The 17,270-nt window shown below is 40.7% G+C and carries 10 protein-coding genes and 3 pseudogenes; all 13 read left to right on the forward strand.

Going from position 1 to position 17,270, the window contains the following annotated elements:
* Positions 1 to 15: 15 nt before the first annotated feature.
* Positions 16 to 3,759 (forward strand): annotated as a pseudogene (locus tag FHX64_RS05635) (family 78 glycoside hydrolase catalytic domain); the annotation flags it as partial.
* A gap of 144 nt (positions 3,760 to 3,903) precedes the next feature.
* Positions 3,904 to 4,635, forward strand: a pseudogene (locus FHX64_RS14455) (sugar phosphate isomerase/epimerase family protein); the annotation flags it as partial.
* 3 nt (positions 4,636 to 4,638) lie between these two features.
* Positions 4,639 to 5,316: an L-rhamnose mutarotase gene (locus FHX64_RS05640; protein ID WP_183412820.1), complete on the forward strand. Its 678-nt coding sequence runs from the start codon at positions 4,639 to 4,641 to the stop codon at positions 5,314 to 5,316.
* A gap of 18 nt (positions 5,317 to 5,334) precedes the next feature.
* A complete protein-coding gene (locus tag FHX64_RS05645) occupies positions 5,335 to 7,563 on the forward strand; it encodes a glycoside hydrolase family 31 protein (protein ID WP_183412821.1) in 2,229 nt (742 codons plus the stop codon).
* A gap of 6 nt (positions 7,564 to 7,569) precedes the next feature.
* Positions 7,570 to 8,628 (forward strand): annotated as a pseudogene (locus FHX64_RS05650) (corrinoid protein); the annotation flags it as partial.
* 62 nt (positions 8,629 to 8,690) lie between these two features.
* Positions 8,691 to 10,259 carry a sodium:solute symporter family transporter gene (locus tag FHX64_RS05655; RefSeq protein WP_183412823.1) on the forward strand — a complete coding sequence of 523 codons (1,569 nt, stop codon included), beginning with the start codon at positions 8,691 to 8,693 and terminating at the stop codon, positions 10,257 to 10,259.
* 61 nt (positions 10,260 to 10,320) lie between these two features.
* On the forward strand, positions 10,321 to 11,358 hold the full coding sequence (locus FHX64_RS05660) for a uroporphyrinogen decarboxylase family protein (protein ID WP_183412824.1): 1,038 nt from the start codon (positions 10,321 to 10,323) through the stop codon (positions 11,356 to 11,358).
* A gap of 61 nt (positions 11,359 to 11,419) precedes the next feature.
* Positions 11,420 to 11,746 (forward strand): L-rhamnose mutarotase, encoded by a 327-nt coding sequence (locus tag FHX64_RS05665; RefSeq protein ID WP_183412825.1) that lies wholly within the window; start codon positions 11,420 to 11,422, stop codon positions 11,744 to 11,746.
* Positions 11,747 to 11,782: 36 nt separating this feature from the next.
* Positions 11,783 to 12,844, forward strand: coding sequence for an L-rhamnose/proton symporter RhaT (locus FHX64_RS05670; RefSeq protein WP_183412826.1), 1,062 nt, complete (start codon positions 11,783 to 11,785; stop codon positions 12,842 to 12,844).
* Positions 12,845 to 12,900: 56 nt separating this feature from the next.
* Positions 12,901 to 13,569 carry a cobalamin B12-binding domain-containing protein gene (locus FHX64_RS05675; protein WP_183412827.1) on the forward strand — a complete coding sequence of 223 codons (669 nt, stop codon included), beginning with the start codon at positions 12,901 to 12,903 and terminating at the stop codon, positions 13,567 to 13,569.
* A 69-nt stretch (positions 13,570 to 13,638) separates the two neighbouring features.
* Positions 13,639 to 14,640: a uroporphyrinogen decarboxylase family protein gene (locus FHX64_RS05680; RefSeq protein WP_183412828.1), complete on the forward strand. Its 1,002-nt coding sequence runs from the start codon at positions 13,639 to 13,641 to the stop codon at positions 14,638 to 14,640.
* 26 nt (positions 14,641 to 14,666) lie between these two features.
* Entirely contained in the window at positions 14,667 to 15,383 is a 717-nt protein-coding gene (locus FHX64_RS05685; protein WP_183412829.1) for a vitamin B12 dependent-methionine synthase activation domain-containing protein, read from the forward strand.
* Positions 15,367 to 17,217 carry a right-handed parallel beta-helix repeat-containing protein gene (locus FHX64_RS05690; RefSeq protein ID WP_183413538.1) on the forward strand — a complete coding sequence of 617 codons (1,851 nt, stop codon included), beginning with the start codon at positions 15,367 to 15,369 and terminating at the stop codon, positions 17,215 to 17,217. Before FHX64_RS05685 ends, FHX64_RS05690 begins: the two co-directional genes overlap by 17 nt.
* The last annotated feature ends 53 nt before the right edge of the window (positions 17,218 to 17,270 follow it).

Consider the following 17,270-nt stretch of genomic DNA (forward strand, 5'->3'; position numbering starts at 1 on the left):
TAAAAGCACGATAACATGAAAAAAACGATCTTATTGGTTTTAAGCTTAATCTATTTTGCATCTGTTAGTGCAATTGAAGTATGCAATCTGCGGACAGAAATGCTTACCAATCCCGAAGGAATTGACATCATCCATCCACATGTAAGTTGGATGACCGAAAGCAATGCCCGCAATGTAGTTCAGACTGCATACCAAATCATGGTAGCCTCCAGTCCGGAAAAACTAAATGCAGGACAAAGTGATATATGGAATTCCGGGAAGATTGTTTCCAATCAATCAATCAATGTCTTATACGGAGGAACGACGTTACAAAGCGGGCATAACTATTACTGGAAAGTGAAAATATGGACAAACAAAGGAGAAAGCGACTGGAGTCAGCCGGCCCAGTGGAGTATGGGATTATTGCATAAAGCCGACTGGCAAGGAGAATGGATTGGATTGGACAAAGCTTTTCCGTGGGATAAGCTTGTTTTTCACTCCCGTTTGTCAGCTCGTTACTTTCGAAAAGAGTTTGATGTAAATCACAAAAAGACCATTAAACAAGCCACAGCTTATATCATTGGCCTGGGGATGTATAAACTATACATCAATGGAGAAAAAATTGGCAGCCAGGTATTATCACCCAGCCCAACCAATTATGATAAAGACGTAAAATATAATACGTTTGATGTAACAACCGCAATACGGCAAGGAGACAATGTTATTGGAGTAGTTTTGGGGAATGGCCGCTATTTTAATATGCGTCAAAACTACAAACCACAAAAAATTAAAACGTTTGGATTCCCAAAAATGTTATTTCAGTTACAAATTGAATATACAGACGGGACTAGTTCAACCATCGTTAGTGATGGCACATGGAAAGTAACCCCGGACGGGCCTATTCGTAGCGATAATGAATGGGATGGCGAAGAATACGATGCAACCAAAGAATTAACAGGATGGGATTTGCCGCATTACAATACAAAGAAATGGCTTCCGGCTGAATTAGTATCAGCTCCAACGGGCATCATATCAGCTCAAATGAATCCAAACATGGCAATACACGAATCTGTAAAGCCGGTCGCCATTCATGCCTTACCTAACGGTGCATATGTTCTTGATATGGGACAAAACATGGCAGGATGGTTAGCATTGAAAGCACAAGGCCAGAAAGGAGATACAATTACACTCCGTTTTGCAGAAACCCTAAACCCGGATGGTTCTATAAACCGGGCTAACTTACGCAGTGCACTCCAGACCGATGTATATATCATGAATGGCAAAGGAGTGGAATCATGGCAACCCTCTTTTGTATATCATGGATTCCGTTATGTTGAAATTACAGGATATCCCGGCGTTCCCACACTAAATGATTTTGAAGGAAAAGTAATATACGATGGGTTCAACACCATCGGTTCATTTACCTGTTCGGATTCATTGCTGGACAAGATATATCACAATGCATTCTGGAGTATTCGCAGTGATTATAAAGGCATGCCTGTAGATTGTCCTCAACGGGATGAACGTCAGCCGTGGCTTGGAGACCGCGCCTCCGGGTGTATCGGTGAAAGTTTCATCTTCGATAATGAAAACCTATACATTAAATGGCTCGATGACATCATGTATTCGCAAAAACCTGATGGACAACTACCTGATATGGCTCCTGCTTTTTACAAAACATATTACTCGGATAATATGACGTGGCCGGGAACTTATTTAATGGTAGCAAACATGTTGTATGATCAGTTTGGAGACAGTGCAGTGATAAAAAAACATTACCCCCATATGAAACAATGGCTTTCGTATATGAAAACACACTATATGAAAGACTATCTTTTAACAAAAGATAAATATGGGGATTGGTGTGTACCTCCTAAATCGAAAACGCGGATTCATTCTATAGATCCTGCACGCCTGACTTCAGGAGAATTAATTTCCACGGCATATTATTATTATTTTATGCAGCTAATGGAGAAATTCGCAAAAATATCCGGGAATGAACAAGACATTCCAGCATATATCGCATTGGCAGCAAATATAAAAACGGCCTTTAATCAGAAATTCTATAATAAAGAAACATACCAATATGGAAACAATACCGTTACTGCCAATCTTTTACCGCTGGCTTTCGGAATGGTAAACAACGATAATGAAAACGCAGTTTTTCATCAAATGTTGGATAAGATTGTGAATCAGGATAAAATGCATATAAGCACCGGCGTCATCGGCACACAATGGTTGTTGCAAGAATTGACACAACAAGGCAGAACCGATGTAGCTTTTAGAATTGCCACACAAAAAGACTATCCAAGTTGGGGATATATGGTAGAAAACGGAGCTACTACTACCTGGGAATTATGGGATGGAAATACAGCCAGTCCAAAAATGAGCTCCCGTAATCATGTGATGTTGCTTGGTGATCTGATAGCCTGGATGTATGAAGATTTAGCAGGCATTCAGACCCATCCGAATCATCCGGGATTTAAGTGGTTGGTGATGGAACCCCATCCTGCAGAAACATTAAAAGATGTAAGCGCACAAACAATGACTCCGTATGGTGTGGTAAAAAGCGCTTGGACCCTGCATAAAGGAATCTTCACATGGCATGTTTCCATTCCGGCAAACACAAGAGCAAACCTGTTAATTCCGGCATCAACTGTCAATGATATAACAGAAAATGGCAACCCTGTGATGAAAATAGAGGGTATCAAATTTGTACGCGTAGAGGATTACCGCATTAATCTTGAAATAGGCTCCGGCGATTATACGTTTGTATGCAAATATGGGGAAGCTCAAAATCGTTGGAAAGCGGGCATTATTGCAGATGAGTTTATTAATAAAAATGCACCTTATCCGGAATGCCATGCTGCCACTATTGCACAAGCGACAAATGGGAATCTGGTTGCCGCATGGTTTGGCGGTACCAAAGAACGTAATCCGGATGTCTGCATATGGGTAAGCCGTCGTGTAAACGGGAAATGGACTCCAGGCGAAAACGTAGCAAATGGAATCATCAATGATACGTTACGCTACGCATGCTGGAATCCGGTTTTGTATCAAGTTCCCGGGGGAGAACTCCAGTTATATTACAAAGTTGGTCCAAATACCGCAAAATGGAAAGGTAAATTAATTGTATCACATGACGGAGGCATTACCTGGTCGAAACCACAGGATTTACCTGCCGGCTTCCTAGGCCCAATCAAAGACAAACCGGTATTGCTAAAAAATGGAACCTTAATTGCTCCTTCAAGTACTGAAAGTGGAGGCTGGAAAATCCATTTCGAACTAACAAAGAACTTTGGCAAAACATGGAAGTATGCCGAACCTGTTGATGGCAATAATTTCCAGGCTATACAACCAACTATTCTTGTACATAAAAATGGCGAATTACAAATGCTTTGCCGGACAACAGAACGCACTATTGCCGAATCATGGTCAAAAAATAATGGCAAAACATGGTCTCCTCTGGAAAAGACCTCATTACCCAATAACAATTCGGGCATAGATGCAGTTACCCTAAGAAATGGCTACTTCTTGCTTGTCTATAATCACGTATTGCCACCAGCAAATGCCATAAGGGGTAAAGGAGCAAGATCTCCGCTGAATATAGCAGTTTCTCCTGACGGAAAGACATGGTACGCAGCCGTAGTATTGGAAGATTCTCCTATTGGGCAATATTCTTATCCCTCTGTAATTCAATCATCGGATGGAAACATACAGATCGTATATACCTGGCGGAGAAAAGCTATTAAATACGTGGAGATTGATCCGACAAAACTTATATTTTCAAAAATCGAAAATGAACAATGGCCTTCAGACTCAGAAACAAAAGAAATCAATATTGTAAATCTACATAGATACAAGGTTTCAGTCTGCGATTGGATGATCCTGAAACGCCAGAAATTGGGAGCAATCGATTTGGCTAAAGAGATTGGAACAGACGGCGTCGAAGTAGATATGGGAGGACTAGGGAAAAAAGTTGACTTTGCGAATAAGCTGAACCAGAAAAAGGTGCAAGAAGAGTACATTGGAGAATGTAACCGGTTAGGCATGCAAATTAGTTCCATCGCCATGTCCGCCTTTTATGGACAATCATTTGCAACACGACCTAACTATGAGCAACTGGTTGATGAATGTATATCGGTCATGAAAGCCTTAAAAGTGAAAGTGGCATTTTTACCTCTTGGAGATGAATGTGATAAAGTGAAACACCCGGATCTTTATCCAATCATATTACAACGGTTGAAAGTGATTGCAAAAAAAGCGGAAGCCGCCGGAGTCGTGATTGGAATTGACACTTCAATACCTGCGAAAGCAGAAGCAGAGCTGATTGATCAGGTAGGTTCGCCTGCCATTCGTTGCTATGTAAATTTTTCTACTATCCTGAAACGCCATGGCAATATTTGCAAAGATCTGAAGACACTGGGGAAAGACCGCATTATTCAAATACATGCTACCAATACAGATGGATATTGGCTGCAAAACGATCCTCGTATCGATATGGCCAAGATTAAAGAAACACTCGATAAGATGGGTTGGAGTGGCTGGTTGGTTCTTGAACGTTCGAGAGACACTAAAGATGTGCATAACGTAAAATGGAATTATAGCGCCAACGCTGCTTATCTCAAAAAGATATTTCAACAATCAATACGTTGACAGATGAAACGGTTTAGCATTATTCTATTCGTAATCCTTATTCTTGCCCCAACGGTGGAAGGCAAGAATAAGACTACCTATAATTCTGTTATTGAAATAATTGTGCCAAACAAGAATGATCTTTTCAAATCAAAGATCTTGCATTTTTGCAAAGAAAACAGGATTAACACGAATGATTTATTTGCCTGGCAAGCACACTGGGTTTTGTATGCTCATTTTAACCACATTGAAAATACGAAACTAAAGCTTGAGAAGGTATTCCCATCAGTACGCATCAAACTCTACAAAACACCATTTTACATCTTTGACCGGAAACAATTTATAAAAACAGATATTGCAAAAGAATGGGACAACGTTATTATGACTGCTGATCTGGTGAAAGATACTGCAATGCAACATCAATACATTGAATATCACAAAACTCAATTCCAGAAGTGGCCGGAAATTGCACAAGGCTTTTGCAATGCGGATTTTCAACAATTGCTGGTCTTTCACAACGGAAGACAGCTTATGTTGATTATCAGTATCCCCAAAGGAAAAACTCTCAATGAATTAAATCCGCTGACAGTCAAAAATAATCCCAAAATGGATCAATGGAATGCCATCATGAGCAAATACCAGGTAGGGATTCCGGATGCTCCGGCAGGCACCACATGGGTACTTTTTCATCATGTCAAATAAAAATCAGTTATAAGCATCATGAAGCAAACGAATTATCAACTATTTGATTTCTTAGATTTTAATCCTGCACTGAATGAAGGTGACAGGCTCTGGAGAGCGTGTACTCCAACGTCTATTGAAGCCAAAGAAGGAGACATACTGATTACAATTCCATTTCAACAGCAATTAAACTCGAACGAGATTAATCCAGACACCTCCGTAGCACGAAAATCCTATCAAATGAGGTTGCGTGCATATGGTACCAAAATCATCCGGGCCGCTATCGGCTTTGATACCGAATGGATGGAAACCTCCGCAATGTTACAGCTTGACTCTCATCTAACCAAAAACCATTTACACTTTGAGAAAGCTGAATACGAATGGATTGTAAAAGATTCCGACAATCAAACAAAAGCTATTGTAGATTTTCATCCTGTTGAAACAGATTGGTGGAGCGATTTGGTTCCGGCGCCGGCAGAAACCATCAACCTGGCATTTTTTCCCGATGGACAACATGAAGTAAAATTATCAGCATATGACATGTTCTCGCCGGCACGTCACGACGCTTTTGCATTGGCATTTATAGAAAAAGATGGGCAGCCTCATCGCGCTACCTGTGCTATTCAGGCCAAAGCAGACGAATGTTTTACCGGGACAGGGGAACGTTTTGCAAAAATGGATCTATCGGGGCACACATTCCAATTGTATAACCAGGACGGGCAAGGGGTAAATAATCGCCGCGCTTACAAAAATATTCCGTTCTATCTCTCCAGTGCGCCTTACGGTCTGTTTTTACATACTACTTCGTTTGCCAAATTTTCATTGGCAGATCATTCCACGCGTTCAGCCCAAATCCTGGCAGAAGAGCCTGTTATTGATCTTTTCCTTATTGGCGGAGACAATGCAGAGCAAATTCTTTATGGATATCGACAACTGACGGGATTCCCGGCAATGCCTCCAGTGTGGAGCTTTGGCACATGGATGAGCCGGATGACATATTTTTCGGCTGATGAAGTGAATAAGATTTGCCATCGAATGCGAGTTGAAGGATACCCATGCGATGTGATTCATCTGGACACAGGATGGTTCAAAACCGACTGGTTATGTGAATGGAAATTCAATGAAGAACGTTTTCCCAATCCAAAGAAATTTATCGCCGGTCTTAAGGGAAATGGTTACCGTGTGAGTTTATGGCAATTGCCCTACATTTCATACGATGCCGAACAATATGAAGAGGCTAATGAAAACGATTATATAAGCAAAAGTGAACGAAAGATTTCCGGATCATCCAATTTTAGCATCCAGGATTATGCCGGTACGATTGATTTTACTTACGACAAAGCGACGGAATGGTACAAAAACCTGTTAAAAAGATTGCTGGATATAGGAGTTGCCTGTATTAAAACAGACTTTGGAGAAGATATTCATCTGGATGCAAAATATCACTCCATGACACCGGAAAAACTGCATAATCTCTATCCTTTGCTTTATCAAAAAGCAGCTTACGAGATAACAAAAGAAGTTACAGGCGACGGCATTATATGGGCGCGTGCCGGTTGGGCAGGATGCCAGCGCTATCCGTTACATTGGGGAGGCGATTCAGCCTGTTCCTGGGATGGATTGGCAGGATCGTTAAAAGGAGGCTTGCATCTTGGCCTTTCGGGGTTTGGATTCTGGAGCCATGATGTACCTGGTTTTCATGGAGTGCCAAACTTTATGAATTCAAAACTACCGGAAGATATTTATGTACGTTGGACACAATTCGGCGTATTCTCATCGCATTTACGTTATCACGGCTCACATGCCCGCGAACCCTGGCTCTATCCCAATATTGCCCCGATTATCAAACAATGGTTGCAGTTGCGGTATCATCTCATTCCATACATTTTGGAACAAAGCCAAAAGGTGACGTGTAGTGGTTATCCGATGATTCGCGCTCTTTTATTCCATCATCCGCAAGATAGGACTTGCTGGCATATCGACGATCAGTACTATTTCGGCGATAATATCATGGTGGCTCCCGTGATGAACCCGGACAACCGTCGTGACATTTATTTACCGGAAGGAAAGTGGGTACATTTCTTTACAAAAGAGATTACAGAGGGAGCCCGATGGTTGAGAAATGTAGCAGTACCCCTTTCGGAAATGCCGGTTTATGTAAAATATGGAGCTGAAATTCCTTTCTATCCTGAACAGGTAAATTGTACGGATGAAATGAATTTAAGCAAAACGATCAAGATACGTTTCGACGAAAATACACCTAAATAAATAGCTATGTCAACCTGGAAAGCAAACTTTGAAGCATCAAAACAGCACTATCTGGACTGGTGGAATCAAAAAGGTATTGTGTTAACGATGTGGGAACATATAACTAAGGAGGGCGCTCCCTATGCGAATGTCCTCCCTCCTACTCCACATAAAGATATGAATCAGTTTTGGTTCGATCCACAATGGAGAGCCGGCTATTTACATTATACCATGTCGCGCAATTCGTACATGGCCGATATCCTTCCCGTAGCCAATACGCAACTGGGGCCGGGTTCTCTGGGAGCCATTTTAGGAGCAGATCTTGAAGGACGTGAAGATACGATTTGGATTCGGGACAAAAGTGATTTTAATGGCGACATCATCCTTGATGAAAACAATAAATGGTTAAAACTCCATTTCGATTTGCTTAAGGCATGCAAAGCAAAGGCACAAGGAAACTATTTTGTAGGATGTCCTGATCTGATAGAAGGACTTGATGTTTTGGCCAGTTTAAAAGGATCAGACAACGTGCTAATGGACATGATACTCGATCCGGATAAGACCCTGGAACAGTTGCAGGCAATCAATGATGCTTATTTCAAAGTATTCGACGCTATTTATGACATTATCAATATTGACGGGGAGATGGCCTTTTGTTATTTTTCAATCTGGGGACCCGGTAAAGTTTCAAAACTTCAGGCTGACATTTCCATTATGATCTCTGAAGAAGATTTCCGAACATTTTCCATGCCGTTTCTTCAGGAACAGTGTAATAAAATCGATTATACGCTTTACCATCTGGATGGCGTAGATGCAATCCGGCACCTCGATGCAATCCTTGAAATCGGGAATCTCAATGCAGTTCAGTGGACGCCAGGATATGGGCAACCACAAGGCGGCAATCCTCAATGGTATGACCTATACAGGAAAATATTGGCTAATGGGAAATCCGTTATGGCGAACTGGGTCACCATGGACGAATTACAGCCGTTACTTGACAATGTAGGCAATCAGGGATTACATATCAATGTCGATTTTAAATCAGAGAAAGAAATAGAACAGGCAATGAAAATCGTAGAGCAATACCGTTAAACGCATACAACCCGATACAAATTGTTAACCATTCATCTTATCCAAATTATTATCTAATGATAAATGTCTTAAGTAGCCTTCGATCTCTCGATTTTGTCATCATTGCCATATACCTGATTGTGTTGGTTGGCATCGGATATTGGGTCAGCTTTGTGAAGAAGAAAAAAGAGAACGAAAACATATTTCTTGCCGAACATTCACTAACATGGCCATCCATCGGTCTTAACATGTGGGGAACAAACGTAGGCCCATCCATGCTGTTAGCTTCTGCCAGCGCTGGATACACAACAGGCATTGTAGCAGGAAACTTTGCGTGGTATGCATTTATTTTTATTTTAATGTTAGCGGTAATTTTTGCACCACGCTATTTAGGTGCTAAAGTTTCCACTTTGCCAGAATACATGGGAAAGCGGTTTGGACAATCCACACGCCACCTGTTAGCCTGGTATACATTAATTACCATATTAATCTCATGGCTATCATTAGGCCTTTTTGCTGGTGGTATCATGGTGGAACAATTATTAGGAATCCCAATGTGGTCGTCTATTTTGATAATGGTCGTGCTGGCAACGGTACTTACTGCTGCCGGAGGTTTGAAGGCGATTGCATATACCAGTGTTTTTCAAATGATTTTGTTGATTGTGGTTTCATTAACACTGACGCTGATCGGACTCGAACGCATTGGGGGAGCCTCTGCATTGTTTCACCATACCCCTGCAAATTATTGGGATATGTTTTTACCAAACTCAAACAAAGACTTTCCATGGCTTGCCATTATTCTGGGATATCCTGTTATGGGAATATGGTTTTGGTGTACGGAGCAGTCAATGGTTCAATCTGTTCTGGGAGCGAAGAACTTAAAACAGGGACAATTGGGAGCAAGTTTTATAGGATGGTTAAAAATTCTGGATGTACCCTTATTTATCATTCCGGGAATTATTTGTTTCGTTCTTTTTCCTCATTTATCAAACCCGGACACTGCTTATCTTGTCCTGATTACTAATTTATTCCCCATGGGAATGAAAGGGCTGATCATAGTAGTGCTGCTAGCCGCATTGATAGGGAATGTAGGATCGTCGCTCAATTCTGTAAGTACCGTTTATACGATGGACATCTATTTGAAGAAACACAATCCCAACGCCACAAATGCCGAGATTATAAAAACAGGCAGATGGGTTACGGTGGTCAGCGCTATTGTTGCGGTTGCAATTGCATTAGCAATCGATAATATTAAGGGACTGAATCTTTTCAACATATTCCAGTCTGTATTGGGATTTTTAGCGCCCCCGATGTCGGTAACTTTTCTTTTTTCCGTATTATGGAAGAATACATCCCGCAAAGCCATTAACTGGGTGCTGTCTGCAGGAACATTTTTGTGTTTAGCCGTCGGAATTTTGTTTTATGACAAACTCATATTCAAAGATCTGCATTTCCTGTATCTCTCATTTTTCCTGTTTATCCTTCTTTCTCTGTTTGTTGTCGTGTATTCATTGTTAGACAGATATAGCAACAGGGAAGAAGAAAACATGTTGAAATATGAACATATAAAAGTGTCACGCACGGTCAAAATTTCATGGGGGTTATTATGCGTGACGATGGTTATTCTATACGTTATCTTTAGATGAAATAAAATATATTTTGAATTCAACGATTAACCGAACTCACATCTATATACCTATACCAAAGATGAATCATAAAGAACGATTTCATGCAACAATTGCCAATCAGCCGGTTGACAGACCTGCTTCCTGGTTAGGGCTTCCCGTACCAGATGCACAAAAAGGATTAAAGGACTTTTTTAAGGTAAACTCTATTGATGAATTGAAGATGCTAATTGATGATGATATCTACCCCATTGATGTTCCTTATCATTTCCCTCCATCCAATCATATTGCCTGTGCTTTTAAATTTGCGAAAGTGGCTCATGATGACAAACCGGATGACAGAACGCTGACAGCTCCAGGTTTTTTTGAGGACATTGACGATCCAGACGATGTGAATAAATTTGATTGGCCGGATCCTGAAAAATACCTTGACAGAGAAGAATCAAAAAGATGGGCTCAAGCTGTTGATGAAAATTATATTCGGATGGGTATTATGTGGAGCGCCCATTTTCAGGATGCATGCTCTGCTTTCGGCATGGAAAAGGCGCTTATGGTCATGCTGACCAATCCCGATATGTTTACCGCTGTAATAGATAAAATCACAGAATTTTATCTAAGAGCAAACGAATTGTTTTATGAAGCCACTAAAGGATATTTAGATGCAATATTGATCGGGAATGACTTTGGCAGCCAAAACGGATTAATGGTTGATCCGGAATCATTACGAACCTATGTATTTCCGGGAACCAAAAAACTAATCGATCAGGCAAAAAGTTATGGATTGAAAGTGATTCACCATTCATGTGGATCTATTTTCCCTATAATTAATGATTTGATAGACATGGGAGTTGATGCAATTCATCCTATCCAGGCATTGGCTCAGGATATGGATGCCCCAACTCTAAAGGCTAATTTCGGTGGGAAAACAGCTTTTTGCGGAGGAGTCGATGCGCAGCATTTACTTGTTAATGGCACACCGGATGAGGTAGCCTGCAAAGTACATGAGTTACGGGAAATCTTTCCGACAGGATTAATCATTTCCCCTAGTCATGAAGCCATACTCCCCGATATTCCACCTGCTAATATCAAAGCAATGTTTGATGCAATCAAAAACCATTAATTATCATTCAGATAAATAGACAGATAACGCAAGATTCCGTAATCACCTCATGAAAAACAATATGAATCGACGATTTGGGCAAATAATCCGGTTAAAGCCAGAAGGAGCCGACGCTTACATTCGGTATCATTCAGCAGTGTGGAAAGATGTGCTCGATACCATCAAACAGTGTCATATAACAAACTATTCCATATATCATAAAGACAACATATTGTTTGCATATTTTGAATATGCCGGCAATGACTTTGAAGGAGACATGGATAAAATGGCGGCAGATCCGGAAACACAAAAATGGTGGGCAGTTGTAAAGCCTTTGATGGAACCTATTGAGACCAGAAACGCAAACGAATTCTGGGCAGATATGGAAGAGATTTTTCATTTGGACTAAAAAAACAGATTCAGGCTTCAATTATTATAACATCTTATGATTACGCCAAATCCAATAATGGGGACATTTTTTCATGCAGTAGGGGGAGCTTCTGCATCTACATGTTATCTGCCATATCAAAAGACGAATCGTTGGTCGTGGGGAACTTTTTGGTTAGCTCAATCTGTATTTGCATGGCTGTTAATGCCTCTTTTAATTGGCGTTATTACAGTCCCTTATTTTTTTGACATCTTGCTGCAAGCTCCTCCAAAAGTGATTTGGGGCGCCTTTTTATTGGGGGCAGTATATGGTTTCGGCGGCATGTCTTTTGGATTTGCTATCCGAAATATAGGATATTCGCTTACGTACACCATAGGCATTGGGCTTTCTGCCATTTTAGGGACTGTGACCCCGCTTTTATTAAAAGGAGAAATCATCGAATATTTTTCGCGACCAGGAAGTAATATTGTATTATGGGGAATGGTGTTATCCATCATCGGCGTAGCGCTTTGCGGACTGGCAGGTTTCCGGAAAGAACGTGATTTAGGTGAGCATAAAAAAGAACAAAATTTTAATATGACGGTCGGACTAATGCTTGCCATTATAGCAGGATTACTATCGGCAGTTTTTAATATTTCACTGGAAGTCGGACAACCTATTGCTGATTTAGCAGCCAAAAGCGGCGCCGGAGAGTTTCAAGGCGATGCAAAATTAATTGTCTCAACCGCAGGTTGCTTTGTCGTTAATTTAATATGGTTTCTGGTATTGGGCATCAGGCAAAACACATTAAAGGAGTTTATCCATTCCGAACTAACAACCAAACAAAAAGCAAAAAATCTTTTGTGGTCAGCTATTGCCGGCTCTTTATGGTGCGGACAATTCTTTTTCTATGGGCTGGGACATGTGCGCATGGGTGATTTTAAGTTTGTCAGTTGGGTTCTGCATATGTCCATGCTGATATTCTTTAGTTATATCGTAGGAGTTGTGATGAAAGAATGGAAAAATGTATCAAAGAGAACTTATGCAATGTTGCTGTTTGCTTTATTCATTTTGATCATTGCTTCAGTAACCATCTCCTATGGCAGCTTTTATGGAGATTTGACCGCTAATGCCAAATAAACGGTAACGCATAAAATAGATTATCAATAATTACACACTAAACAAAAAAAATCGACATGAATCAAGAGCTCTTACCTCAATTATCCGAATGCGTTGAATTCGGAAAGATAAATCTGGCATCCCCCTATCCTCCTGCTATGAAAGGAAAACCAGGCGCGGATGAATACGCACAACAAGCTATTGAAGAAGGAATAACACCTAATGACATATTAGACGAGTTAATAGGCGCCATGAACAAAGTTGGCCAGAAGTTTAGCGAAAATAAGATTTTCGTACCACAAATGCTCCTATCCGCAAAAGCCATGAATGCCGCAATGATGCACCTAAAACCATTTTTCATGAGTGGCGCAGTTCAACGAAAAGGCGTTTTTATTATCGGTACAGTTTTCGGCGATTTACATGACATAGGAAAAAACCTGGTAAGCATGATGATTGAAGGAGCAGGCTGGGAGGTAATTGATTTAGGCATTGACGTGAAGGCTGACAAGTTTGTTGAAGCCATACAGCAACATCCTGGAGCTGTGGTAGGCATCTCAGCATTACTAACCACAACCATGGTCAATATAAAACCGGTAATTGAAGCTGTAAAAACAACTTCTGCCAATACCAGGATTATTGTAGGAGGTGCTCCCCTTTCGGCTGAATTTGCACAATCTATCGGAGCAGACGCATATGGAAGAACGCCACAAGACAGCATCAAATGGTTGGACTCCATATCAAACTAAATATCAATCTGAGTTATATTGTCTATTACATTTTTAAAATTCATAATTTTCAAAAAACACAACACAATCATGAAGCCATGGATTGATACCGTTTTAGCAAGCAAAAAACAGATTGCATTACCCTTAATGACTCATCCCGGGATAGAAGCCATTGGGAAAAGTGTTAAAGAAGCTGTTTCCAACGGACAAATTCATTATGAAGCCATAAAAGCCGTATCAGAACAATTCGATGTAAAGGCTTGTTCTGTCATTATGGACCTTACTGTGGAGGCAGAAGCTTTTGGTGCAGCCATTAAAATGCCAGATAATGAAGTTCCTACCATCGTAGGTCAGCTTGTTTCAGATGCCGCTTCAATAGCAGCGCTTGAAGTTCCTGCCCTGGATAAGGGGCGTATCCCCGCCTATTTGTTAGCCAACAAATTAGCTGCTGAAAACATTAAAGATAAACCCATTTTCTCCGGATGTATAGGGCCATTCTCACTTGCCGGGCGTTTGTATGACATGTCAGAAATCATGGTTGCCATCTATATTGATCCCGAAAGTATTCGTCAGCTTTTAGCGAAATGCACAGACTTTCTTATCAATTATTGCAAGGCGTTAAAAGCAACCGGAACACAGGGTGTTGTTATTGCAGAACCGGCAGCCGGATTATTATCAAACGATGATTGCATGGAGTTTTCCACAACGTACGTTCAACAAATAACAAAAGCCGTTCAGGACGACTCATTCACTGTTATATTGCATAATTGCGGGAATACCGGCCATTGCACCAATGCCATGATAGCCAGCGGCGCGCGGGGATTACATTTTGGGAATAAAATCGACATGATTCAAACGCTTAAGGAATGCCCTTCGGATATACTCGTCATGGGAAATCTGGATCCGGTAGAAGTTTTCAAACATGCTGAGCCTAAAAAAGTATATGAAGAAACCATGAGTCTGTTACAACAAACAACAGCATATTCTAATTTTGTAATTTCATCGGGTTGCGATATTCCTCCCCACGTCCCAACAGACAATATAAAGGCATTTTTTCGGGCGGTCAACGAATATAACAATCAATTTAACTAAACAAAAGAGCCGGAATAAAATAAGTCATGCAACATAGCCAGTTCCATTCATATCGTTTTACTTTTCAAGAAGTAAGTCCTACGTTAGATGATATTTTTTCTGTCTTACGTTTAGATCAAGAGGAAGAAGATCATCCTGCTACAGTATTTGTCAATGAGATCTTTCCAAAATTACATGGGAACAAAGACATCATAGGTGGATATAATATTTTGCCTGTCAATAAAATACAAATAAGAGAAGGCATGATTGAGATTGCAGGTACAAACCTGCATCTTGAACGGCAAATCTGTAGCTATATGAAAGGGGCAACATCGGCTGCGCTGTTTCTGTGTACAGCCGGAAATATATTTACCAAACTGGCAAATCAGTTGACAAATAAAGGAGATTTGCTGGAAGCCTATATTGTAGATGTAATAGGATCATTAACAGTGGAAAATGCCATGGATAAAATCCAGGATATTTTGTCATCTGAGGCCTCATTAGAAAATCTGAATATTAGCAATCGCTATAGCCCTGGATATTGTAATTGGCATTTAGCGTCCCAAGAAACATTATTTCATTTGATAGGAACAAATCCTACCGGTATTTCATTAAGTGAATCTTGTCTTATGCAACCCATCAAATCGGTAAGCGGCATCATTGCCATTGGGGCAGAAGTCAAAAAAAGAGCCTATGGATGCCCTGTTTGTAAAAATCAGAGTTGTATTTACCGGAATATTCAACGACATGAAGAGAGAGCCTAAAATTTATCTGTTGCTTTGCTTATTAAGCATATCGGCAACCTTGTTGGGAATCAATATTTACATCTCCCCGACCGGGAATGACAATTCGGGAGGGTCAATCCAGGCGCCATATGCAACGTTATACAGGGCTTTATGGCAAGCCCGCGAGCTACGTCGTTTGCATAAGGTGTCGGTAAAAGATACAGTCCATATTATCCTGAAAGGAGGAACTTATCCTCTTTATGAACCGCTTGTTATTCGTCCTGAAGACAATGGGACAAAAACTAGTCCTACAATCATTGAAAATGCCCATAATGAGCAGCCCATAATCAGTGGAGGAATCGCAATAACAGGATGGGAAAAATCAGGAAATTTCCAGGTTGCTTCTGTACCGGAATTTAACGGAAACAAGGTCAACTTTAGACAATTATGGATTAATGGGCGTAAAGCTGTCAGAGCGCGTAATGTATCCGACTTCAATAAAATGGATCGGATATTAGGATTTAACAAACAAACCAGAACGCTCTGGATTCCGGCATCTTCAGTCCGGGGATTGACCAATATTCCGCATACCGAACTTGACCTTCTCCAGATGTGGGAAGTGGCTAACTTGCGCATTAAATCCATCCGGTTTCATGGAGACTCTGCCGGGGTAACCTTTCACAATCCTGAATCTCAAATAGAATTTGAACATCCATGGCCGCATCCGATGATTCAAAAAGGGAATAACTCACCGTTCTATTTGACAAATAATATAGCATTTCTGGATCAACCGGGCGAATGGTATTATGATCAAGATCAGTCTAAAATCTATTATTTGCCTCGTAAAGGGGAAGATATGAATAATGTCAAAGCTGTAATTCCTGTCCTACAAACGCTGATCGAGATAAAAGGGACGCCGGATCATCCGGTTCAATATATTCAGTTCAAAGGGATTGGATTTGAATATGCAGGCTGGACACGTCCTTCTGAAAAAGGGCACGTTCCTCTGCAAGCGGGAATGGATATATTGGAAGGATATTCCTTAAAGCCTCCGGGAGCATTAGGAAATAAAAATAAAGGACTTGAAAATCAGGCATGGATAAAACGACAACCTGCTTCGGTATCCTTAACCGACACCCGGAACATAACCATTAAACAATGCAAGTTTGAGCATTTGGGAGCATGCGGGCTGGATATTATTTCAGGATCAAAATTCACGACGGTAAAAGGATGCCTCTTCCGCGATATAGCAGGAAACGGCATGCAGATCGGTTCTTTTGACGATAACGGATCGATAGAAACCCATATGCCCTATCATCCTGCCGACAAACGTACCGTATGTTCTGATCAACGTATTATGGATAATTACATTACGAATGTCTCTAACGAAGATTGGGGCTGCGTCGGGATTGCTGCCGGGTTTGTCAAAAATATTTATATTGAACATAATGAAATAAATGATGTTTCATACACCGGAATTAGTTTAGGATGGGGTTGGACAAAAAGTCCCAATTGCATGAGAAACAATCATGTTATCGCCAATTATGTTCATCATTATGCAAAGCACATGTACGATGTCGCAGGAATATACACTCTTTCGGCACAACCAAAAACGATTATCGAGGACAATGTGGTGGATAGTATCTACACACCGTCTTATGCACATGATCCGAATCATTGGTTTTACCTTTACACAGACGAAGGGTCATCCTATATAACGATTAAAAATAACTGGACTCCGGCGGAAAGATTCCTGAAAAACGCAAATGGGCCGGGAAACGTCTGGAAAAACAACGGGCCAACAGTATCTGACAGCATAAAAGAACATGCCGGATTGGAAAAGAAATACCGATTCTTACAGAAAGAATTCTGACTTACAAACGAATAACTTGAAGCATAATGCCAATAATCTCACAAAGTATATAA

The sequence above is a fragment of the Microbacter margulisiae genome (assembly GCF_014192515.1).
GTDB lineage: Bacteria > Bacteroidota > Bacteroidia > Bacteroidales > Paludibacteraceae > Microbacter > Microbacter margulisiae.

Excerpts from the sequence above, each read along its gene's own strand:
- FHX64_RS05640 (WP_183412820.1), top strand. The coding sequence starts at position 4,639 with ATGAAACGGTTTAGCATTATTCTATTCGTAATCCTTATTCTTGCCCCA.
- FHX64_RS05645 (WP_183412821.1), top strand. The coding sequence starts at position 5,335 with ATGAAGCAAACGAATTATCAACTATTTGATTTCTTAGATTTTAATCCT.
- FHX64_RS05655 (WP_183412823.1), top strand. The coding sequence starts at position 8,691 with ATGATAAATGTCTTAAGTAGCCTTCGATCTCTCGATTTTGTCATCATT.
- FHX64_RS05660 (WP_183412824.1), top strand. The coding sequence starts at position 10,321 with ATGAATCATAAAGAACGATTTCATGCAACAATTGCCAATCAGCCGGTT.
- FHX64_RS05665 (WP_183412825.1), top strand. The coding sequence starts at position 11,420 with ATGAATCGACGATTTGGGCAAATAATCCGGTTAAAGCCAGAAGGAGCC.
- FHX64_RS05670 (WP_183412826.1), top strand. The coding sequence starts at position 11,783 with ATGATTACGCCAAATCCAATAATGGGGACATTTTTTCATGCAGTAGGG.
- FHX64_RS05675 (WP_183412827.1), top strand. The coding sequence starts at position 12,901 with ATGAATCAAGAGCTCTTACCTCAATTATCCGAATGCGTTGAATTCGGA.
- FHX64_RS05680 (WP_183412828.1), top strand. The coding sequence starts at position 13,639 with ATGAAGCCATGGATTGATACCGTTTTAGCAAGCAAAAAACAGATTGCA.
- FHX64_RS05685 (WP_183412829.1), top strand. The coding sequence starts at position 14,667 with ATGCAACATAGCCAGTTCCATTCATATCGTTTTACTTTTCAAGAAGTA.
- FHX64_RS05690 (WP_183413538.1), top strand. The coding sequence starts at position 15,367 with ATGAAGAGAGAGCCTAAAATTTATCTGTTGCTTTGCTTATTAAGCATA.